Annotated in this window: 21 protein-coding genes; 18 read left to right on the top strand and 3 right to left on the bottom strand. The window is 46.3% G+C overall.

Annotated elements, in window-relative coordinates; genetic code table 11:
* Positions 1–56 precede the first annotated feature (56 nt).
* On the top strand, positions 57–2,216 hold the full coding sequence (locus PPRES148_RS01160) for an ABC transporter permease (RefSeq protein WP_223127899.1): 2,160 nt from the start codon (positions 57–59) through the stop codon (positions 2,214–2,216).
* 422 nt (positions 2,217–2,638) lie between these two features.
* Positions 2,639–2,779, top strand: coding sequence for a hypothetical protein (locus PPRES148_RS12170; RefSeq protein WP_223127898.1), 141 nt, complete (start codon positions 2,639–2,641; stop codon positions 2,777–2,779).
* A 125-nt stretch (positions 2,780–2,904) separates the two neighbouring features.
* Here the strand turns inward: PPRES148_RS12170 and yyaC are convergent, their stop codons facing one another.
* Complete coding sequence (gene yyaC, locus PPRES148_RS01155; RefSeq protein WP_149452853.1) at positions 2,905–3,525, bottom strand: spore protease YyaC; 621 nt, start codon at positions 3,523–3,525, stop codon at positions 2,905–2,907.
* A gap of 388 nt (positions 3,526–3,913) precedes the next feature.
* Between yyaC and ychF the strand changes: the two genes are divergently transcribed.
* Positions 3,914–5,020 carry a redox-regulated ATPase YchF gene (ychF, locus tag PPRES148_RS01150; RefSeq protein ID WP_149452852.1) on the top strand — a complete coding sequence of 369 codons (1,107 nt, stop codon included), beginning with the start codon at positions 3,914–3,916 and terminating at the stop codon, positions 5,018–5,020.
* A 556-nt stretch (positions 5,021–5,576) separates the two neighbouring features.
* Here the strand turns inward: ychF and PPRES148_RS01145 are convergent.
* Positions 5,577–5,789: a hypothetical protein gene (locus tag PPRES148_RS01145; protein WP_149452851.1), complete on the bottom strand. Its 213-nt coding sequence runs from the start codon at positions 5,787–5,789 to the stop codon at positions 5,577–5,579.
* Positions 5,790–6,520: 731 nt separating this feature from the next.
* On the opposite strand from PPRES148_RS01145, the gene PPRES148_RS10355 reads away from it, so the two are divergent.
* The 4 genes from PPRES148_RS10355 (at position 6,521) to PPRES148_RS01125 (ending at position 11,730) form a co-directional block, all read left to right on the top strand.
* A complete protein-coding gene (locus tag PPRES148_RS10355) occupies positions 6,521–7,324 on the top strand; it encodes a hypothetical protein (RefSeq protein WP_223127897.1) in 804 nt (267 codons plus the stop codon).
* A gap of 795 nt (positions 7,325–8,119) precedes the next feature.
* A complete protein-coding gene (locus PPRES148_RS01135; protein ID WP_149452849.1) occupies positions 8,120–8,911 on the top strand; it encodes a hypothetical protein in 792 nt (263 codons plus the stop codon).
* Between the two features lie 1,163 nt (positions 8,912–10,074).
* Positions 10,075–10,878, top strand: a complete 804-nt coding sequence (locus PPRES148_RS01130; protein WP_149452848.1) for a hypothetical protein — start codon at positions 10,075–10,077, stop codon at positions 10,876–10,878.
* A gap of 591 nt (positions 10,879–11,469) precedes the next feature.
* Positions 11,470–11,730: a hypothetical protein gene (locus PPRES148_RS01125; protein WP_149452847.1), complete on the top strand. Its 261-nt coding sequence runs from the start codon at positions 11,470–11,472 to the stop codon at positions 11,728–11,730.
* A 611-nt stretch (positions 11,731–12,341) separates the two neighbouring features.
* Here the strand turns inward: PPRES148_RS01125 and PPRES148_RS01120 are convergent.
* Positions 12,342–12,770 carry a hypothetical protein gene (locus tag PPRES148_RS01120; RefSeq protein WP_149452846.1) on the bottom strand — a complete coding sequence of 143 codons (429 nt, stop codon included), beginning with the start codon at positions 12,768–12,770 and terminating at the stop codon, positions 12,342–12,344.
* A 249-nt stretch (positions 12,771–13,019) separates the two neighbouring features.
* Between PPRES148_RS01120 and PPRES148_RS12165 the strand changes: the two genes are divergently transcribed.
* From PPRES148_RS12165 to rplI, 11 genes are all read left to right on the top strand, one after another.
* A complete protein-coding gene (locus PPRES148_RS12165) occupies positions 13,020–13,262 on the top strand; it encodes a hypothetical protein (protein WP_149452845.1) in 243 nt (80 codons plus the stop codon).
* 174 nt (positions 13,263–13,436) lie between these two features.
* On the top strand, positions 13,437–14,030 hold the full coding sequence (locus tag PPRES148_RS01110) for a CPBP family intramembrane glutamic endopeptidase (RefSeq protein ID WP_223127896.1): 594 nt from the start codon (positions 13,437–13,439) through the stop codon (positions 14,028–14,030).
* A 258-nt stretch (positions 14,031–14,288) separates the two neighbouring features.
* Entirely contained in the window at positions 14,289–14,450 is a 162-nt protein-coding gene (locus PPRES148_RS10340) for a hypothetical protein (protein ID WP_187820319.1), read from the top strand.
* Between the two features lie 1,019 nt (positions 14,451–15,469).
* Complete coding sequence (gene rpsF, locus PPRES148_RS01105; protein WP_149452843.1) at positions 15,470–15,796, top strand: 30S ribosomal protein S6; 327 nt, start codon at positions 15,470–15,472, stop codon at positions 15,794–15,796.
* Positions 15,797–15,832: 36 nt separating this feature from the next.
* Positions 15,833–16,117: a single-stranded DNA-binding protein gene (locus tag PPRES148_RS01100; RefSeq protein ID WP_149452842.1), complete on the top strand. Its 285-nt coding sequence runs from the start codon at positions 15,833–15,835 to the stop codon at positions 16,115–16,117.
* Positions 16,118–16,547: 430 nt separating this feature from the next.
* The gene (locus PPRES148_RS10335) at positions 16,548–16,721 is read left to right on the top strand and encodes a hypothetical protein (RefSeq protein ID WP_187820318.1); all 174 of its coding nucleotides are present in this window, start codon (positions 16,548–16,550) and stop codon (positions 16,719–16,721) included.
* Between the two features lie 21 nt (positions 16,722–16,742).
* Positions 16,743–17,009, top strand: coding sequence for a single stranded DNA-binding domain-containing protein (locus tag PPRES148_RS01095; RefSeq protein WP_187820317.1), 267 nt, complete (start codon positions 16,743–16,745; stop codon positions 17,007–17,009).
* Between the two features lie 34 nt (positions 17,010–17,043).
* On the top strand, positions 17,044–17,277 hold the full coding sequence (gene rpsR / locus PPRES148_RS01090; RefSeq protein WP_187820895.1) for a 30S ribosomal protein S18: 234 nt from the start codon (positions 17,044–17,046) through the stop codon (positions 17,275–17,277).
* Positions 17,278–17,422: 145 nt separating this feature from the next.
* Entirely contained in the window at positions 17,423–18,370 is a 948-nt protein-coding gene (locus PPRES148_RS01085; RefSeq protein WP_149452839.1) for a DUF2232 domain-containing protein, read from the top strand.
* 126 nt (positions 18,371–18,496) lie between these two features.
* The gene (locus tag PPRES148_RS01080; RefSeq protein ID WP_187820315.1) at positions 18,497–20,461 is read left to right on the top strand and encodes a DHH family phosphoesterase; all 1,965 of its coding nucleotides are present in this window, start codon (positions 18,497–18,499) and stop codon (positions 20,459–20,461) included.
* A gap of 39 nt (positions 20,462–20,500) precedes the next feature.
* Entirely contained in the window at positions 20,501–20,953 is a 453-nt protein-coding gene (gene rplI / locus PPRES148_RS01075; RefSeq protein ID WP_187820314.1) for a 50S ribosomal protein L9, read from the top strand.
* Positions 20,954–21,010 lie beyond the last annotated feature (57 nt).

The raw sequence follows: 21,010 nt of genomic DNA, 5'->3' as shown, positions 1-21,010 counted from the left end.
CCGCTATGGTACAATGTAGATTGATCATGCGAAGATATTTGGAGGATATAGAATTTATGACATTTCTTTCGTGTGTAATTCACATGATCCAACGTCGCCCACAGGCCTATATTAGTTTATTGTTGAATTCGATCATTATTTCGTCCGTCCTCTTTGCTTTTTCTTCCTTTATATTTCATCCTCAATTGGAAATTTTTCGGTTTTTTTCGGAGTTTTCCCTTTTGGTCTTTTGGGTCATGTTTTACATCCTTATGTTCTGTTCCTTCTTCTCCATTTTCTATTCCATGGCTACGCTCTATAGGGGTCGGCAGAGACAGTTTGGGATTTTTCTGCTCCTGGGTATGAGACCCCAACAGTTGCGGGTTTTGTTATCCATAGAAACCATGATTGTTGGTGGTTTTTCGATTGTTTTTGGGGTGCTGTTCGGTGTGGTTCTGAATTTGGGCCTTGTGTCCTTTATTCGGTCTTTTCTTGAGTATGTACCATTGGGTTTTCACTTTTCCTTTGGTTCTTTGGGGATTACGACGGCATCCTCCCTGGCTATTTTTCTTTTGGCCGCTCTTGTGATGCCTTTTTTTGTACGGAGCCAGAAGGTGGTTCAGTTACTCCAGGGCGAAAAACGAGTGGATGATCGACCGGAGCCATTGGTGGGGCTTTTTCGCGTCTTAGCGTCGTTTTTTTCCTTGGGGATCGTTGTCGCAATTTGTCTCTTCTCACCTGTGGATGCGGGGTTCAATGAGTTTCCGAATTCCATTCAATATATTTTCCCTATTTGTGTGATATTGACTTTTGTGGGTGTTTACTTTTTCTATTGCCAGGGAAGCGTAGCTCTAGCAAAATGGTTCCGTTGGAATAGGTCTTTTTCCTGGCGTGGCATGCGTTTGTTATGGATAGGGAACATGGCCTACCGGTTGCGTGACAATTCCCGCTTCCTTTGGTTTTTTTCTATGCTTTTGCTCACTGTCTTTACCTCGGTGAGTGTTGTAGTAGCTGTTGTGAGGGTGTGGATTCCCTATTCTACTGTGGGAGGGGGGAAACAGCAACAGAATCTAGCGTCTCTTCTCATCCATCGTCACCTGGTGGAAGAGGGTCGGATCGGTTCTGAGGCGCAGCGCAGGTCGTGGCGGATGGATCAGATTCTTCTTCATAGTGATAGCGGTCTGAAACGTGTGGATTCGACACCGATTGTACGTTTGGACAAGAAAAACACAGGCCTCATCAAACCCCCAGTGAAGCCTGAAGAGCATGAAAAATATAAGGAGATACAGGATAAAAAGAGGGGAGCCCTAGCAAGGGGGGATCGATCTTTTCTCGAGGAGCATACCGAATTCATAGCCATTTCTGTGAATGATTATAACAGGATCATGGAGGCATATGGTGGAAAACTACTGTCCCTTACACCCAATGAGGCAGCAGCATTGGGATCGAGGCAAGAAAAGAACTTGAATCCATTACCGTGGGGGTTAGGGACTGCGAGGATTACAGTTCCCGATCTGGATCAACAACCCTCGGTTCTTTTTCCACCGCTAGGTTATGGTACACATGGTGAAATGGGGGTGTATGTACTGGGGGAGGGGGTGTATTCGAAATTGCTAGCTTCACGGGATCCTAGCATTCGAAAGTTTTGGGATGCTCATTACGTGTCGAGGCAGGGTGAAATGAACTCCCGAATTTTTAAGGCTTTGGGCCAAGCAGGTTTATTGTATCCTAACGACAAATACCCTCCCGAAAAAATAAGGGGGAGTTCTATCGTTTACAATGGTATGAATAAGCATAGTGATGAATGGATAGTGTTTTTTTCTCTGTCTGCTGTACTGATCCTTTCCCTCGTATTTGTTATCATTGCTGGTAACTTTCTATTGCTTCGTATTTATACTGACGTGGAAGAACAGAGGCAACAATTTCATAATCTACTACGGATTGGTTTTTCTGTCCGACATCTACAGAAGTCGATCACGGTTCAGATGTCTTGTGTTTTCTTTTTTCCTTTGCTGTTGGCTGTTCTCCTAACATCCTGTGCATTGTATTATGGGGTTCGGTTTGCAAGGCACTCCTTTCCCGTGGGAAAGGGTAAGGAAATGGGGGATGAGATTTTATCGGTTGCATTGTTCCCTTCCTTGCAGGTGATTGTGGTATTTTTGGGTGTCCAAGCGATCATGTTTTTTTTAGCCCGTTTGTGGGTATTGCGTGCGATGGGGGAACGGAGGACGGGATGAAGGGTACGGAAACAGGGAATGTTTGTTTTAGAATTTGTATGTAAATTTTTAGAGGAGCAAGGGGATCTGAGGGATCTTGACACCCTTTATACTGTATCTATATCCCAAAGGGAGCCCCTTTTGTGTCCATAATACCCATTTTTGTGCGCGGAAAATTCCATAGGGGAAGGGAATTGGGGGTATCTCCATGGTCACAACACCTCACACTGGTTTTCACGGGTCCCTTCCTTCGGATCCAAGTGTAGGACGATATGGGTTCGTATCGTTCCCCACCCGATTTATGGACCTCTGGGGACCCAGCACGATCCAGGGGGACTATACAGGAAGATGGTAGATGTTCTCTAGATCCAAGGAGGATCGCTGATTTTTGTCTACTGGTAATTCTTCACCCCTGGGGAGCACAGGTTGGGGGTTTGAAATCTGTGATCTACACAACGGGTTCCAGTGGTGGAGCATCCCTCCTCATTCCCTGGCTTTTCCCTTTGTACGGAATCCACCAGGAACGACAAGGGGTGCGGACAAGGGATTGCGGCGGGGGAAGGGACCTGTTACTGCTATACTAGGTGGGCTTTGGCCTATAGGGATCCAACTTTGGGATGAATGGGCGGGGCTTTTTACATGCTGATAGGGGACGATTCCTGTGCCGGTTTGTGCTATGCTAAGGATGGTTTTGTACATGAGATATGGATTAGCCGCAGGCCGTCGAGGGGGCGGTTTTCGGCAGGAGTGATTGCAGGATCCCTTCGGCAATGACTTCTGCCATTCTGGCGATCAACCGTAGGCGTACACGATGCAGGGAGGATAGGGAATTTTCCCCCCTACATTCTCCCACAATGCCTAGAATATGCAGATCACCTACTGCAGGTAGGGATTTATATACCCCTGTCCCAGGGTAGAGGGGCCCTGAGTTTACCTGGATCTGGCCGATTTCGTGTGTTTTCCCCAAACAAGCATCGATAGCTAGTATGTGGGCCTGGGGATGGATGGATACGAGATCCGAGAGTAGGGAAGAGAGGTTCTTGGCATGGATAGGTTGTTGTAGCGTACCGTGGACCCTCAATCCCCGTGAATGGGTGCGCTCTAATAGTGACCCTATGAAGGGGCCCAGGGCATCCCCAAGGATACCGTCGGAACCTATACAGACGCATACAAGCGGGGTCTGCTCGGTCCCTGTCCGTATCCCCTGTCGTTGGGTACGTATATGGTCCCTGATGGAAAGTATGGTCCTCCCATCGTTCATGGGGAGAAGGGCACCTTTTCCGGCACAGTGGGTTGCAGGGGGTACATCCCCTAAGGAGAGTTGTTTCATCAGCGTCCGTATCAGCCTCCCCTTTTCTCCATCCGTATATATCTCCTAGGGATGGTTTTTTTGATCTACTGAGGCCCAGTATAGGCAGCATTTCCCCTATTTATGCCTGTTCTTGTACAAAAGGGGATTCCCGTTTTTGGGGGTGGATGGTCCTGTTATCCTTTGGGGTTTCGCTCATCAGGACGGGATGGCTTTTTTTCCCCCTGTGGGGAATAGGTTTATAGTGGATGGTTTTGTGTTGTTCCTCACGTGTCTTTTTTCTGTTTCATAGGTATTCATGTTTTGGTGGTTTGTGGGTTATGAGAATGAAATGAATCCCCGATTTTTTGGGGGGTTGTGGATGGAATAGCATGATGAATTGAATAGGATTTATGTTGGAAACGGGGTTATGAGTGTGTGGGCAGCTGGCATGATAGGTCTTCCTAATGTGGGAAAATCAACACTATTCAATGCGGTGACACGGGCGGGAGCGGCAGCGGCTAACTATCCCTTCTGTACTATTGAACCCAATGTGGGTACGGTTCCTGTTCCTGATCCACGTTTGGATGCGCTTGCTCGTTCCATCCAGCCCCGATCAGTTGTACCCACTGTGGTGCAATTTGTGGATATAGCAGGGATCGTAAAGGGAGCAAGTCGTGGTGAGGGGCTGGGCAACGCTTTCTTGGGGCATATTCGTACGGTGGACACGGTGGTTCAGGTAGTTCGTTGTTTTACGGATGATTCCGTGATTCATGTTTCTGGAAAGGTGGATCCTGTTGAGGATGTTCGAACCATTGAGTTAGAATTGGTGCTTGCCGATATTGAGGTTGTGGAGCGGCGTTTATCCAAGGTGGGTTCCCATGCTAAATCAGGTGATAGAGGAGCACGTCATGAGTTAGCGGTTCTTCACGATGTGAGGGCACATCTAGAGGAGGGGGAATGGATTCGAACGCTAGATATGCCCTACGATTCCCTCTCCCTTTTGTCACCGCTTGATTTACTTACCCAGAAAAAAATGATTTATATAGCCAATGTGGGCGAAGCGGATATTGGAAATCCGGGGGAGAGCGAGTATGTACAGAGTCTTGTGACCCATGCATCCCGATTGAAAGCACAGGTGGTTCCCCTGTGTGCGCAATTGGAATCAGAAATTGCTTTGCTGGAATCAGACGAACAGGGAGATTTTCTGCGCGAATTGGGTCTTGTAGAACCAGCGCTCCATCGTCTTGTGCGAACGACGTATGATCTTTTGGGTTACCGTTCCTTCTTTACAGCGGGTGAAAAGGAGGTGCGTGCCTGGACTATAGTCAGCGGTCAAACGGCTGTGGAGGCTGCTGCTAAGATTCATAGTGATATTGCCCGCGGGTTCATAGCTGCTGAGGTCATCCCATGGAAGGAATTGGTGGATTTCGGGGGGTCTTGGGCACGGGCACGTGAGCAAGGGCGTTGTCGTTTGGAGGGAAAACAGTATGTGGTTCAGGACGGTGATGTGGTACTCTTCAGGCATAATCAGTAACGATCCACTGTGTTTTTTTGTGCGACGCATTTGGGATGCAATCCCAAATGCGGTGTAAATTCCATAGATTAGGTGATTTTCTTATGTAAATTTCCTTCTGGGGTGTGTTCAACCCATCATAGTACCCATAACGGGCATAATAAGGAAAAATAAACAGGTCGTTGAAGTTCCCTTAATTAAGAGAATTTAATGTTTGTCAATACTTTAAAAATTATGCAAGGTGACTGACCTTCTATTTTCTTTCCGATATCGTTTAAGAATCCTTTTTTGTGTATTTATATAATTTTATTTTATAAAATTATAATTAGGATATATAGGATTGCTATGGTAGTATAGTACAAAACAATGAATCCACCCTTCGTATTGCTCCTTTTTCCGCTGTTTCCTGGTGTGTTCAGGGGTGTCAAGCCCCGTTGTTGGATGGGGAGAATGGATAACGTTTGGATTCCTCCCTTCGATTTTTCTGTGATTTCCGGAGTTCCCAAGAGGAGGACTGGAAATCCCTTCACGGGAATGTGCCTGTCCGTTTTGGGTGCTGTTCGCTCTGCTTCTACCCCTATGGTACGGTTCTAGTATCCATCCATCCGTTCCTGTCTAATGAAAATCCTTGGCAGGTTATGGAACTCGGCCCTTTCTGTCTCTTGGTTATGATCGTTACCGGAACCCTGACTGTGTGGGACCCTCCAATGATTACCTTCCCTGTGGATGAACCATGTTGTCCTTTGGCTACGTCGTCCTCAACAGCAAGTGCTTCCGAATAGTCCAACAAAAGGGTGTACATCTATAGGGTATAGGTGGGGATTGGGTTGGTTTTTGCTCACAATGGCTGTATGGTTGTGGATACGGACATTCTCCCTAATGCTGACGTTAGTGGTTGCAGGATGGGTTACCGTTTCCAAAGGGTAGATCGATCGTGAAAAACGTTGGTGCGGAGAAAGGGGGGGCAGAACAACAAGGATCCATGCTGTAGATCTGCTGATGTTACCCTGTTCTCCTTTGCGTTTGCGTTTGGGTAAAAATATCGATCAAGTATTTGGGTAGGAATAGGGAAGACATAAGCATTCATTTGTGTCCCCTTCTTTGTTTACTCCGATATGCCACCCATTTCCCCCATTTCCTCTGCCCCTTCCTAGGCAAACTAGTCTTTTTCACAGAAATAGGGTATAGTAAGGAATTGTTATGAAAACGGTAAAGGGGATCCATCCATGTTCCTCGGAGGCCTGATTCATTTATGTTGATTTTGGCGGGAGGATGCAATCCATAGGACATTCAGGGGGGAAAATAAAGGGAATTATGGCCATCATCGTTATAGAATTTGGAATTCTGTTGAAGGCCACCCAATGGTAGTTTAGGTCTGGGGTTGGGCCAAGGGCCGGTTTACATACGGATGATGATCGTGGTACAACCGGGCGTGTTCGTTGTTGAGTGACAATTCAAATATATAGACGAAAAGAGATCATATTATAGATTCATTTACTAGTATGAGGGAGGGGTTATAGCATGTCTGATGTGAGAGCGAATAGGGGATCTTTGTTGTCTATCCAACGGTTGCGTTGTGTTCTATACCCTATGGTATATGGTTTTTGCTTATCTGTCGCATTTCTAGAATCTCCTTCTACTGTTTTTGCCTCGGGTGAGCAACCCGAGGGAATCATGCAGGGACGATGGAAAGATTCACAGCCAGAACGGCAACAACAGTTCCAACAACATGAGTCATCGGGCAGGTATGGGTCTATACCTATAACGAAACCCGGGGCGTTGCTGGAAGAAATTTCTCCCAAGGATAGGAGAGTCCATACCTATGGCGACGGACCGCGGCGCCAGCAGCTAGAAGAAGAGCGTCGATGGGTAGAAGGGCTTCAACGACAAGAGCAACAACTGGAGCAACAACAGTGGCAGCAGTGGCAACCGCTGTGGAAACAACAATGGCAGCAGTGGCAACCACTGCAGCAACAATTGCAGCAAAAGCCATGGTATCAGGAGTGGAGGCAATGGGAGGAACGGCGACAACAACTGCATCAACAACTGTTCCGGTTACGAAAGCAAAGGGAGGGAGTGCACCCACTGCGGCAGCAACAGGAGCAACAACTGGATCAACATATGGAAGAATTGAAGCAACAGTCGTGGTACCCAGAGTTTGAACAACTGTGGGAACAAAGTACGCCACAACAGAAAGAACAGTGGGTACAACGGATACAACAACGGGACGAACAGTGGTTACAACTGGCAGAGAAACAGCGCAAACAGTGGTTACAACTGGCGGAGCAACAGTACAAACAGTGGATACAACGGATGCAGTCATAATAGCGGGGGGGATGGACCATTCCCTCTCCGACGGTTGTCTTAGAAAACTGAGCCGCAGTATCTCTATTTCTCTCTTATCACAAGATTGTGGTTTGTCAGATGGCTAAATTTGCTCTCCTTCTGCCTTCTGAACGGGTAAATATTTTTGTAATATGATTATAGGATGGCAGATGGTAACGGAAGCCTATTCTTCATAGGTCCTTTCCCCTCTCTCCGGCGGATGATACAACGGACAAGATGCAACAGAGCTGCTAGAGGTTGGCCTGGACCCTCGAACATCCTTTGGGAAACTAGGGGTTTCGATCTACTCTAGCTTACGTGCGGTTGCAGTAGGTGGATTAGGAGAGCAAACAGAGAGGTGGGGAAGGGCAATAGGATAGGCTTACCATGGGCCCCGGGTCATCCGTTATCCCCAAAAAAGATCAGGGGGAGGATCGTGTCCCTATTCCTGTGGGATGTACTATATAAATTCAATAAAGAATGATATTTGGGGTTGGTTTGGCGTGCGCAAAAGGGGGGAAATAGAAACCAGCTGCCCTTACCCCTCATTGATTTTGGGGGTTCAGAAAAAGGATCGATAGTGATGAATTTTTGGGTGTATCCTTCTATAAAGTGATGATTTTCATCTATAACTTATTTATGCTAGCCCTCTCTACGTAGACTTTTGTATATCATTAATAATGAAAACGTTTACAAAATATATTATTTAATTATAACAATAATATTTTTATATCATTTTCTGTGGTAGCATCTATCATAATGTACTTACAATAGGGTAGGGGTGGTTTTCATAGTATGTCTGATGCAGAAACGAATAGAGGATCCTTGTTGTCTATCCAACGGTTGCGTTGTGTTCTACATTCTACAGTATATGTTTTTTGTTTATCCGTCGTATGTATAGAATTTCCTTCTATCGTTTTTGCTTTGGGTGAACAACCTGGGGGGGAAATACGGGGACCACGGAATGATGCACATCAGTTACAACAACATGAATCACTGGGCAGGTATGGGTTTATACCCATAACGCAACCGGATGCATTGTTGAAGGAAATTTCCTCTGAGGGCGAGAGAGTCTACACCTATGACGAACCGTGGCGCCAACGGCAAGAGGAGGAGCGTCAACTGAAAAAAGGGTTCCGACAACAGAAGTACCAACTGATGCAACAACAGTGGGAACAATGGCAACCACTGTGGAAAAAACAGTGGGAACAGTGGCAACCACTACAGCAACAACTGCAGCAGGAGCCATGGTACCAGGAGTGGAAGCCATGGGAGGAACGACGACAACAACTGTGGCAACAACTGTGGCAACCTCAGTTACGACAGCAAGGGGAAGGAGTGCGACAACTACAACAACAACTGTGGCAGCAACTGATGCAACATTTGGAAGAATCGGAGCAACAGACATGGTACCCACGGTTGGAACAACTATGGGAACAAAGGACGCCAGAACAGAGGGAACAGTGGGACCAACTGGTGCGACAACAGGACGAACAGTGGGACCAACTGGTACGACAACAGGACGAGCAGTGGGACCAATTGGTACGACAACAGGACGAGCAGTGGGACCAATTGGTACGACAATAGGACGAGCAGAGCAGTGGGACCCCATTGATGCGACACAACAGGACGAACGGTGGAACCCAACTGGTGCAATAACAGTGGCATGAAGAGGATGGACAGTGCCCTTCTATTTGTGCTTCCATGAGTATTACGATCCCAAACTCAATGCATGGTCGTTGGCATTTTGTGGTCATATTTATAGATGGTGCTGTTGTGGGAGAGGACGATCGGACAAGTTCCGTTCAGAACATTCGTTCCCGGAATTTGGTTCTCCCCCTAGGCCAGCACTAAAATTCAATAAATACATTAAGATTATTTGATAGTAATGGTCCTTTGATCCATATCCCCCCGGGAATACATCGGCATGATATTGTAATAGACAGTTCATTCACATTATTATGCGTCAATCCATGATGGTTAGTTACCTCTTTTCAAGATCATGGAAGAGGGCTTGGTACTCAGGCCCATAGAATTTAACATGTATAAAAAATATTATATAAAAAATAAAATTAGGCTTTATATCGGATTTGGTTGGCGTGAGCAAAAGAGGGCGGAATTAGGAACTATCTACCCTTATTCCCCCGCTTTTTTGGGGTTTCAATAAAAAATAACCGTGTGGGTACTAAATTTTCACGTGTACTATTCTTGGGAATAAGTAAATTTAAACTATAAATTACTTAACAATATATTTACATAGTTTATTTTTATACTTATTGATATTTTTTCCTGTGGTAGAACCATTCTTATATTGATATTGTTGATTAGTTTTGAGGACATCCTGCCATGATACAATGTGAATATGGATCAATCGTTGAGCAGGGATGGTATCTCAGCTGGCTCTTTCATAGAACCGTATCCAATTCCTATTGTATGGAAGATTGTACCAGGGGAGTAACCCTGATTTTGTATTGTTATGTTCATCCCAATGAAATACATTTATTTTCTATTTATATTATTATGAAATATCAATACCAATAAATAAAGTTTTGGATAGTAATACTTATAGACATAAATGATGGAAGGGGTTTGTTTGCATTACTCATGCGGAATGGGAAAAAGCGATACGAACCTTCCCCATCTCCCATACCGCAGAATAGGAAAAATGAAAATACAGAATTATTTGCATGGCCGGTAACCATGGGGTACAATTTTCATCATCCCCTCTGGAGAAGGAGGATGGTTGGGTAATGAGGGATTCCCCCATACTCTGGTTTTCACCACGAAGGAAAAACGTGGCAATAGGTACCCTGATAAGATTTTTTATATTAGCCTTTTCATTCCAAACCATGATGCTGTTTCACTCCTACCTCTACGGTACGGGCCTAGTATCCATCCGTCTGTTTCTACCTGACGGGAATCCCTGGCAGGTTGTGGAACTTAGCCTTTTTTGTCTCTTATTTGTGATTGTTCTCAGAGTCTTGACTGTATTTGACACATTCCATGATTACCTTCTCTATGTAACGGATCGTGTCCTTTGGCTACATCACTATCGACAGCGGTGTTCCCGAATGGTCCAACAAAAGGGTGTATCCAAATGGAGTTGGGGTGTCTTACGTTGGTTAGGATTGGGTTGGTTTTTGTTTACAATGGCCGTATTTTTGTGGATATGGGAATCTTCTCTGATGCTGACGCTGGGGGTTGCAGGGTGGGTTACCGTTCTTATATGGCAGATCCATTGCGAAAAACGTTGGTGCAGAAAAGAAAGCCAGAATAAAACGGATCCACGTTTCGTAACCGTAGGTCTACTGCTGTTCCTCTGTTATCCTTTACCCTTGCATTTATATCAAATATCGGTTAAATATTTAGGTATGAGTAGTGAAGACGTCAGTTCCTACTTACTTTCCCTTCTTTGTCTGTTTTATATGCAACTAGTCTTCCCCCTTTGGTTTCACCTGCTCCTGGGCAAGCGGGCTCTTTTTACAGAATATGGTATAAGGGATCGTTATCATAAAAACAATAAAGGGTATCAACCTATGTTTCCGGGGGGCTGATCTACTACGATGATTTCGGTGGAATGTTGGAGTCAATAAGACATCCGAAGGGTAAAATCAAGGAAATTATGGTCATGACAGTTATCATAATTTACATTCTGTTTCTTCTTGTGCTAACATTTAGGCAAGTAATAAAATTTAAAATTTTTTCCGAAAAAATATTTTAAAAAAAAACTGTAGATGTCGAGTAGGGCTGGCATCTCAGTCAACCCTCTCATAGAACCATATGTAGTACTTTCGCAATTAATAAGGAGCTTGAGGAAGGTGTGCGCCAAGCTAGGCGCAGAAAAGATGAAGGTAGGTTCTTCAGAACCGACCGATAGATGATGCTGATGGTAAGAGGAGGTCTGAAGACCCATCGAGGGAAGCCGGGGGCCGTGTGGGGCACCAGCTACTTGTTTTGCGATTCGCGAGGAGGATTGACTTTAATTTGTCCAATAAGTTAGAATTTTGCGGATGGTTTATTCCTCCTTCGGGGCGAGGTAAGATTTGATCTTGACCGATACCGACTAGATTTTTGACTCGGGTCCCCTGTCCCCTGTCCCTTGGTAGGATGTCCAGATACTAGTGTGTGAGGGGTGGTTGAGTTTAATGTTTAGCAAAGGTACCTGTATTAGAAAGACGGTTATCACTGTTGCATGTTTTTCTGCTATGCTGGGGTCGTTTACAACAAATGTTGGGCCGGTGTCTGCCGTGGAAGAAACTATCGGTATAGGATCTATGACAGGGGAAAATCGTCAGGAAAACGTTTTGTCGGGTTCTGAACAGCCCTTTACTGGTATATCTGTAGAGAATCCGGAAGAAAAAACGCATAAACACGTTCTAAGCGATTGGTACCATTACTTCTTGTAGGAGCGGCAGTTTCTCTCTGGGTCGCCGGTTGTGAGGGTGAGATAGAGAAGAAAAATCCGGATGGTTCATCCACAAAGTATCGTTTCAAGGGCGAGTATAGCCAGTAATCCTAAAGTCTTCTGAAGAGGGGGCAGTTCCCAAAGCAAAGTGGGAGGCCGTTCATGTAGTTGGGGGGTGCGCCCCCCTCCATCCACATTTGTAAGTGTTATTACCCAAAACTTTGTTTTATTGACGTTTATATTTAGTAATAATATTTATAAAAATAAAATATACATATATTTTATTAGGATGAACATAACAATCCAAAAAACAGGGTACTTTCTTAAATAAAATATTCAATATTCGATTACGACAACCATAGGACGGGATTGTTATATCAACTTTTTTAAATAAAAATTCATCTCTCTGTCGTTAGCCACCCTCTAGTTGTATGGGATTCTTAGAAATGTGGAGCTGTTATCGAAGTAAAGGTAGTGGCCCCGTGATTTTCGTTTATCTTCGGGTTCGCAACATTGATTGTTTCCGCTCTATGCGGTTTATATATCGTTGTTTGGGTCTAGTGCGTCTCTTTGTAGCGTGAGGGATCCATGTAGAATACCATTTCTTTATGATTAGGGGAGCTGTGTGTTGAGTAGTCTGTACAGGCGATGAGGGTCGTAATTGGTTCTTTCTAGGCGTTTATACGAAACCTGGGGATCCGTCGTACGGACACCTGACAACGGCCAGGCGTAATGAAAAAGCCAAAGATAACCGAAGAACATCGTGCACGAAGTCGAATCAGTCCATAGTAGCTGATGGAAACATTGTAATGAGGGTGGAGCGGAGGGGTTGAAGGGTTCGCCTGGACCAGTCAACGCACAATTTGAAATAAAGGGGTGATCGTGGGTTAGACCGAGATCCGACGGGTCTAACTGAGTGCACAATTTGAGATAAGGAGATGATCGTAAGTTGGACCGGGCAATATCGGATTGAAACTCGGTAGGACACAGCAGAGGAAGGTACGGAGAACGTGACACCAGACTGGGGTTCTGAATGGGCAAAATCCTACGGGAAAATAAGAATCGCATGATGCGGTAGTAGTTACGTGTGGTTTTATGAGAGGGTTAGCTGAAATGCTAGCCCTACTCGGCGTAAGGGGATTGGCTGAGATGCCAGTCCTACTCGATACCAGGGCTGAGGACCATTGTGTTTTTTTACCATTTTCTATTTTGGGGGGTCTAGAGACCTGGTCCGAGGTTGAAAAGGGATTAAATTTGGAAGAACTATGCAGAAGGGGGGGAGGTTTGATAATGTCTCAGCATGTTACAATGGTTTTTTTAGGAAAAATGTTGCTTAGGGTGTTACTTGTTTTACTTGTTGTAAGATTTGATCATGTTTACTATCAGCATACAGTGGTGTTGAAAGATAGTTCTCGCAAGGAATTACTTCAAGGCTGGGGTAGGATAGTGGACGCTTTCTTAGCAGTACTGTATGGCGTTTGGGCGGTAGACCATGTATTCAACAAGTTTATACCTGTTGTTGAGAAATGGTAATCACCTGCACATTTTTTCTATTTATCAATATTAGAGCAGATTTCCCTCTGTGGTCTCATGATTCTGTACTCATCATTAGGTATATTTTTTGTGTGGCCCGCGTTTCGATTGTACATCTTATCCAAATTACGACTTGATCCCCGACGATACCTTCATCGCATATTGGTATGGTGGATGTTCTCCTGTTTCATTGGTTTTATATTCTCGAAGTCTTTCCGTCCCAATATCGCATACGAACATTTCAATTGGATGGCGGATGGTTGGGCTGTATTACTTATACATTGTGAAGACATATTGATTGTTGCATTTGCTATAGGTGGTGGTGTTACTCGTAACTGGAAGGAAATGCTAGTTCGATTAGGACTGGACAGGAAACCCACAGTGATAGATTTGGGGTGGGCCTGGATTTCTAATATAGGGTATGATTTTATAAAATCGAATATTATATATAAATTTTTATTTTTATATTTATCCTTATCTGAATCTAGTGATCCCCCGCCTCCACCGTTGGATTGGCCGGCCCGTATGGCAATAATAATGGCACCGTCGATTGGAGAAGAGTTGTTCTTTCGGGGTGCTCTCCAACCACGTGTGGGTATTTGGATTACCAGTATTTTGTTTACTCTGGTACACCCACAGTATGATTGGTATGGTCTTCTCATTATTTTTTTAGATTCACTATTACTTGGATGGATTGCACGTCGTTATTCTATATGGTTGTCTATAGGATTTCATATGCACAATAATTTCATAGTTTCTTTGCAATGATTATAATATTCAGTTGCATCCCCAATCAGGGATGCAACCCACAGGGAATAGATAAAGTATCTATTGTCGTCGAGTAGACCCGGCATTTCAGCCGAGTCCCTCACAGATCCGGACGTGATACTCTCGCATCATCCGGCTCTTCTCATCCCATCCCAATCTTCAGACCCCAGACGTCTAACGGCTGATCATTGCTAGATCGTAAAATTTGGGAGATATCGAGGAGCTCTGCACACAGGGGCGGACTGGTTCGTAGTAGTCATGAAGCCCCGTAATGGGAGTGGAGCAAAGGGACCAGCTCACCTGACTGGGCTCATGCAAAACGAGGATCACACCGGTCCTGCAGTCAACACAATCATCCTAGTGGACATACGTTGTGCGTTGTTGATTTATGTGGGGTGGGAAGAGCCGGATAAGGCATGAGTGTTGAGTCTGGTTCTATGCGGGTCTCGATTGGGATGCCGAGTCTACTAGATAATTTATTTTGTATAATTTCATGCCCAACATATGCTAATTTCTGGAATCACCCCTTACTTTCGACCCTGAAGATCGTGGGAACTTTCTTGGACACGAGCCCATATAGTAATAGCGTTTATTCAATCACAAACCCAGTCGCAAGTCTTCCTTACACCCCATGCTCCCCTAACCCTACTTGGAACAGATTGGGGCGCAGCATCATCAACCCCAATTCGGGCGGCATAGGTAGGTCTGTCGCTGATTCGTAGGTTCCTCCCCAATGGATGAACATATGCTTGAAATTCCTGATGAGGGTTTTCAACAATACCCCTAGACAGATCAATCCGATCGAATACCAATCAGTTGGGTATCTGATCGGTAAACTCTTCGCGGGAAGGGTTTATTGCCTTATGCTTATGGGATTCCCCCCAACGAAATCTTGATTTGCGTTTTTGAAAACAACCCCTTCCCCCTTACTTTCATAAGCCAGGGTATGAGGAGGAGTTTAAGGATGTCGTAACCAGCGAAACGAAACTTATCCCCGATAGAAAATGACGACCCCAATCCCTCATAAAAAACAAAAATATCATCCCCCTTATCCATAATTTATTACATTTTTACCTTCCGGATTTTGCACTAGATTATGTTCAAAATATTTCGATAGTACAAGCGCTTGTTCCTCATAAAATTCCCCTTATCCTAAATCTCCCTAATCTGTGAATTTGGGAGGACGCAACCCAACAGGAGCAGTGTGTGGTGCGGGATGGTGTGGGAATTTCTTTTACAAATTGTATGTTGTATAAAAAATATAGTATAATATAATTTTAGTATAACCAGGGTGGGACAAACTTGTTGTCTCGTGCCCGTTGTGTTACAATGTTCCTACTCTGTGCATTTTGGGGTACTAGGTGGTCGTGTGTCCCGTTTTCTGGAAAAAAATTTTATGGGTGGTATGGGGGATTATGGTTGCAAAGGGGTGAAGATGATTGGGTGAGACAAGTGTGGCAAATCAAAGGGATACCCAGGTGGAATACGAAACCATGTTCATTCTCCGACCCGACCTGAAGGAATCGGATGTCGAAGAGATAAGGACGAGGATTTCTGCTGCGATTACGGGCCATGGTGGGAAGATTGTAGATCTATCCCTTGTGGGGAAGCGTCGTTTTGCCTACGCCATTCACAAGTTTCGTGAGGGTGCTTATTACTTGTGTAGGTTTTATGGTGATGGGGAGACAGTTCGTGAATTGAATCGTTACCTGTCCATTAGTAAGGAGAACGTTTTGCGTCATCTAACCATCAAGGTGGAGAAATAGACGAGTTTCATGGACCGTAGGGAGGGGTTTCAGACCGTGTTGAATCGCGTAGTTCTCATAGGGCGAGTCACGCGCGATCTCGAACTTCGTAGGACCGCTACGGATATAGCGGTGGTACGTTTCACAGTGGCTGTCGATCGACGTTATACTAACGCACAAGGGGAAAGGGAAGCTGATTTCATTTCCGTAACCGCTTGGCGTGGCTTGGCAGAATCATGTGCAAACTACGTGCGCCTGTGCAGGTCTCATCTTGTTGTCCCATGGACACAACGCTCACCTTACCTGTGCCAGGGAAACCTGGCGGGGACCATAGCATGGTGATTCCTTTTTACAAAGGAGAATGTCTTGTGCGATGTGGTCCGCCCTATAGAACATCGACCTCGGCAGGTGTTGCTAGATCCTAAGGCCAAGGCTGAATTGCTTGAACCCTAATTCCGAGGTGGTTCGCACAACCCCTACCCTGGGAGGCGGTGGGTAGGCAAATTCCCCCACGGTGTTTAGGTAGTTGGCTCTGTGGGTACATCCCGCGTAGGATGATGGAGGATTTGGCCAATTGGATGAAGATCCAAGAAAAGGAATGAATGGGGGGCCTAAGGGGTTTGTGAAGGGCAAGTTGAGGCAACGCAGGGATTGTCTACGTCACGATGATTGATTTTGGATCGTTGGGATAGGACAACGGAGTTCCCATAGTAGTCAGAGCGCGGGAAAGCCGCGAACGAGGCAAAGGGGAACAGGTCATCGGGGGGTGTCTTTGTCCGTTGGGCGTGAGGCCTATAGGGGGCAAGGGATCGTTTTCCCCTTTTTTCGCAGGTCCATATTTTGCGGCCCTTGCGGTGATGACTGGCGAGCCGTATATGCTGAAAGGTATCTGTACGGTTCTGGGAAGAGACAATCAGTTCCCATAGCGGGGATGGATTGGGCTTGATTCCACCTGAAGAAGGGATCGTTGGTAGCAGTTGAGGGAAGAATTCAGACAGGGAAATATGAGAAGGATGGAAGAACCGTATACACCACCGATGTGGTGGCCGATGATGTTCGCTTTTTGGATACCCGATCCCAGCGTTCAATGGGTGGGGATGACGAGCGGCGGCAGGGGTCAGAAGGCGTACAGGCGACGCAGGAATCAGCGGCAGTTGCATCGTCGCCAGGTCAGGATCCTTTTAGCGAAGAGGGAAAGCCTGTGACAATTTCGGATGATGACCTGCCCTTCTAAATTTGTGTAACCAGTAGGGGGGATGAAGGAGAAAATGGCAGCAGCGAGGCGAAGGAGTCATAAACGGCGTAAGGTTTGCTATTTTACTGCCAACAAGATTGAAGTGATTGACTACAAGGATGTTGGTTTGTTGAGTAAGTTCATCAGTGACCGTGGTAAGGTTTTGCCACGCCGTGTTACGGGTACCTGTGCCAAGTATCAGCGTAGGCTCACCTGTGCCATTAAGCGGGCGCGGCAAATGGCTTTACTTCCTTATACTACGGATTGAATGTATACTACGGATTGAATGAGATGTATGTTGGATTTCGGCAGGGGGGCTTCGTGGATGCTACGTTGCGCCTCTGTTCTTTACGTTTTCCTCCATGGAGGTTGTGGGCTGAAGGGGATGAGTTGGTGGGGGAGGGGAAAGGGTATTGGGATCGGAACAGAAAAAGGGGTTGTCTAGTTCTTCCCCATGGGTTTTCCTGGCATTTATTGTGGCTATTTTTTCTTGTTTTTTCTCTGTCTTTGTCTTTTTCATTCCCCTCCCTATGTTGATGTTGTCCCTCCGCGCGTCGTGGGGAAGGACCCTGGCGGGTCTGTTTTTGCTTAGTGTTCCTTGCATTCTTTTTTTCCTTCCTCTCTTTCCTTTTTTCCTGTTTCTATGGATGTTGGGTATCATCATGGGCAAATTATACTTGTCTCCCCGTTATCGTTCTATGGACGTACTCTTGGTGAGTTGTGGGATCGCTTGTCTGGGGTGTGTGCTCTTTTTTGTTTGGGCAAGTCAGGCAACATGGTTCATCGATTTTTGGAAGGGGTTGTTATCCCCCTCTCTTTTCCAGTTCCCTGAAGGTTGGGGAAGGCTATTGGGAGTAGATGATCCCCAACAGTTTGCTCGTTTCGTGAACGAATCTCTTCAGAAAGCCATGCAACAGGCCCATCTCTGGGTTCCCGGTTTCGTTGTTCTTTTTTTGTCTCTCGTCGTTCTTATCAATTATCATGTGGCCACCCGTTGGTCCCAAAGGCTTGGTGGTGTGAGTAAACCTCTGCCGCCCTTTCGAACGTGGGTGCTACCGCGTTCCTTTGTAGTGGCTGGTACGATTGTCCCGGCAGCGATTCTGGCGTTGGGGGAGAAGGATTTATTTCTAGGGTTTATTCAAATTTTCCTTCCGCTGATTGTCGTGCAAGGCTTTTCCTTTTTATCCCAGGGTCTCTTTTATGGGATGAAGAGGGGATGGTATCCGGGTGCGTTTCGTTGGTTGGTGATCGTGCCCCTTGCTTTTGCCTGTTTGTTTTGGTGGTCCTTACTTCTCATGATGACGGTCTTGGGTTTTATGGATTGCCTACTGCCGATGATTCGGGATCGGTGGAGGACATAGGACAGTTTGAATTTCCCCCCTGGTGTTCAGAGGTTATAAAGGGGGATTTAGGATCGTTTTTTGTGGTACAATAGGGTTTCTAATGCTAGTGGAATGTATCGTGAAAACCCTGGGGAGATGCGCGGTATGCCGAGATGGGTGGGGAAGCGTTGGCCGGGGTATCGGATGTTGGCAATGGCCGGCTTGTTATCCTCCCTTTTCCTTTTTTTTCTATCGGAACGGATCGGGGTTGTTGTGTTCATTGGGTGCATGTTGTGTGCCTTGGCGGTTGTGCAATATATTTTGGATCGTGTCTTCGAGCGATCGCAGTTCCAGTACATACTATCGTTGGGCGAAAAAGTACGTGAATCAGCTTGTTATGCCCTAGACCATTTGCCGGTGGGTGTTTTGTTGTACAATGAGGATAGGAAGATCATTTGGCACAATTCCTTCCTCCATCAATTGGATAGGGTGAAGGAATCCCATCCCCCAAAAACGGGCGTTTGGTTGGGTAAGCCCATTACGGATCTATTTCCCAATTGGCGGGGGGATGAGCGTCGTATGTTGCTTCGGCGTGGTGATCGTTTGTTCCAGGTGGAAAACGATATCGATCGCCGAATCCTGTTGGTACGCGACCATACCCACCTAGAGAGGTTGAAGCAGCGTTATCGTGATGAGAGGGTGGCGTTGGGCCTGCTTCACATTGATAATTGTGATGAGGCGAAGCAGACGCTTCCGGATCAGGAGAGTGCCCTTTTGCTTACCAGCGTCTTGGGTTCTGTTTCCCAATGGGCGGAGGAAAATGATGTAGTGATCAAGAGTATCGATACCGATCACATGTTCTTTGTCCTCCGGCAGCGTTCCATGCAGCGGTTGATGGCTTCCCGTTTCCATATTCTTGATCAGATACGTGATTTGACCCGTTCCTGTCGAGTTCCCATTACGCTGAGCCTTGGGATTGCCAGCATGGGGAAGACATTGTCGGAGCGTTCCCGTCATGCCAGGGAGGCTCTGGATATGGCCTTGGTACGTGGAGGGGACCAGGTGGCCGTTCAAGTGGGAGAAAAGATGCGTTTTTATGGTGGCCAGAGTAACGCGGTCGAAAAGCGAACGCGTGTACGTGCGCGTACGGTTGCGCGCAGTTTGGCTCATCTTGTCTGTAAAAGCCAGCGTGTCCTTGTGATGGGCCATGTACAGCCGGACCTAGATTCATTGGGGGCTTGCCTAGGGGTGTCACGACTGGCCGAGTTACACGGTCGTAAGGCCCACATTATATCCGATTCCTCCTCACCAGCGGTTCATCGTCTTCAGGGGATGATTGATGACCACGAGGTTCTGTCTAAGCGCTTTGTTGGCGCAAATCAGGCCAGAATCTGGGCACAGGAAGAGGATACCTTGGTACTGTTGGTAGATACTCATCTTCCCAGTCTATCACAGGAACCGGAGGTATTGGCTGCAGCGAAAAGGGTTGTGGTGATTGATCATCATCGGCGGGGAGAGGAGTTTGTATGCGATCCCGTACTTGTTTATCTCGAGCCCTCTGCTTCTTCCACATGTGAGCTTGTGGCGGAGTTGTTGCAGTACCAAAACACCCGATTGTCCCTGGATCCCTTGGAGGCCACGGCTTTGTTGGCAGGTATTGTTATGGACACGCGCCATTTTTCTGTTCGTACCGGTGCCCGTACCTTTGATGCGGCTTCTTTTTTGCGCCGCTATGGTGCTGATTTGGCGCTTGTACAAAGTTTTTTGGAGGAAGATTGGGATCGTTATATACAACGAACTGCCCTGGTTCGGCGGGCCTATTTTTTGCATAAAGATTTGGCTATTGCGGTGGCACCCGAGGACTTTTTTGGGGATCAGGTGGTGATTGCCCAGGTAGCGGATACGCTTTTGTCCATGCATGGCGTTGAGGCCTCTTTTGCTATTGCGCGACGTATGGATGGTGTGGTGTCCATTAGTGCCCGTTCGTCGGGGCGTTACAATGTACAATTGTTTATGGAGGGGATGGGGGGTGGTGGTCATCTTACCCATGCTGCTTGTCAGTTGGAGGATGTTTCATTAGAGGAGGCCCATCAACGGTTGCTTCTTTGTTTGCAGGGAGAGCAATCGTGAGTCTATGGAATTAGGGAAGAAGAGGGAGTGTGGTTGCCGGTGCAACTTATTTTGCTTGATGATGTGAGGGGTCTGGGGAAAAAAGGAGAGGTTAAGGAAGTATCGAATGGGTATGGTCGTAATTTTCTTTTGCCTCGCAAGTTAGCCGCTAAGGCAACGCGGGCCAATTTGGCCATGTTGCGTCAGCGGAAGCAGCGTGAGGAGGAGAGATCCCAAGAGGAAGTTTCCCAGGCCGAGCGTTTGGCAAAGCAACTCGATGGTTCTAAAGTGGAAGTGACCTTGCGAGTGGGTCGGGAGGGGAGAACGTTTGGTTCTATTACAGCGGCTCATATCTGTGAAGCCATCGCGTCCCAATATGGTGTCCAACTCGATAAGAGGGTGGTTCGTTTGAAGGATCCTATTCGCGGTATTGGGAGAAAGGATTTGGTACTGAAGTTGCATCCGGCGTATACAGCAAAGGTGGTTCTGGATGTGGTGGCAGAGAAGGGATAGATTCCTGTTTATGGAGGGGGGTTCGGTCTAGCAGGATGCGGGGGGGTGTCTTTAGAC

The organism is Pasteuria penetrans, assembly GCF_900538055.1.
GTDB lineage: Bacteria > Bacillota > Bacilli > Thermoactinomycetales > Thermoactinomycetaceae > Pasteuria > Pasteuria penetrans.
The sequence above is the reverse complement of the archived record's forward strand: the minus strand, read 5'-3'. Positions and strand labels throughout refer to the sequence as shown.

What these genes read in the sequence shown, in the direction of transcription:
- PPRES148_RS01160 (WP_223127899.1), top strand. Translation starts at nt 57, where the DNA reads ATGACATTTCTTTCGTGTGTAATTCACATGATCCAACGTCGCCCACAG.
- yyaC (WP_149452853.1), bottom strand. Translation starts at nt 3,525, where the DNA reads ATGAAACAACTCTCCTTAGGGGATGTACCCCCTGCAACCCACTGTGCC.
- ychF (WP_149452852.1), top strand. Translation starts at nt 3,914, where the DNA reads ATGAGTGTGTGGGCAGCTGGCATGATAGGTCTTCCTAATGTGGGAAAA.
- PPRES148_RS10355 (WP_223127897.1), top strand. Translation starts at nt 6,521, where the DNA reads ATGTCTGATGTGAGAGCGAATAGGGGATCTTTGTTGTCTATCCAACGG.
- PPRES148_RS01135 (WP_149452849.1), top strand. Translation starts at nt 8,120, where the DNA reads ATGTCTGATGCAGAAACGAATAGAGGATCCTTGTTGTCTATCCAACGG.
- PPRES148_RS01130 (WP_149452848.1), top strand. Translation starts at nt 10,075, where the DNA reads ATGAGGGATTCCCCCATACTCTGGTTTTCACCACGAAGGAAAAACGTG.
- PPRES148_RS01125 (WP_149452847.1), top strand. Translation starts at nt 11,470, where the DNA reads ATGTTTAGCAAAGGTACCTGTATTAGAAAGACGGTTATCACTGTTGCA.
- PPRES148_RS12165 (WP_149452845.1), top strand. Translation starts at nt 13,020, where the DNA reads ATGTCTCAGCATGTTACAATGGTTTTTTTAGGAAAAATGTTGCTTAGG.
- PPRES148_RS01110 (WP_223127896.1), top strand. Translation starts at nt 13,437, where the DNA reads ATGTTCTCCTGTTTCATTGGTTTTATATTCTCGAAGTCTTTCCGTCCC.
- PPRES148_RS10340 (WP_187820319.1), top strand. Translation starts at nt 14,289, where the DNA reads ATGAAGCCCCGTAATGGGAGTGGAGCAAAGGGACCAGCTCACCTGACT.
- rpsR (WP_187820895.1), top strand. Translation starts at nt 17,044, where the DNA reads ATGGCAGCAGCGAGGCGAAGGAGTCATAAACGGCGTAAGGTTTGCTAT.
- PPRES148_RS01080 (WP_187820315.1), top strand. Translation starts at nt 18,497, where the DNA reads ATGCCGAGATGGGTGGGGAAGCGTTGGCCGGGGTATCGGATGTTGGCA.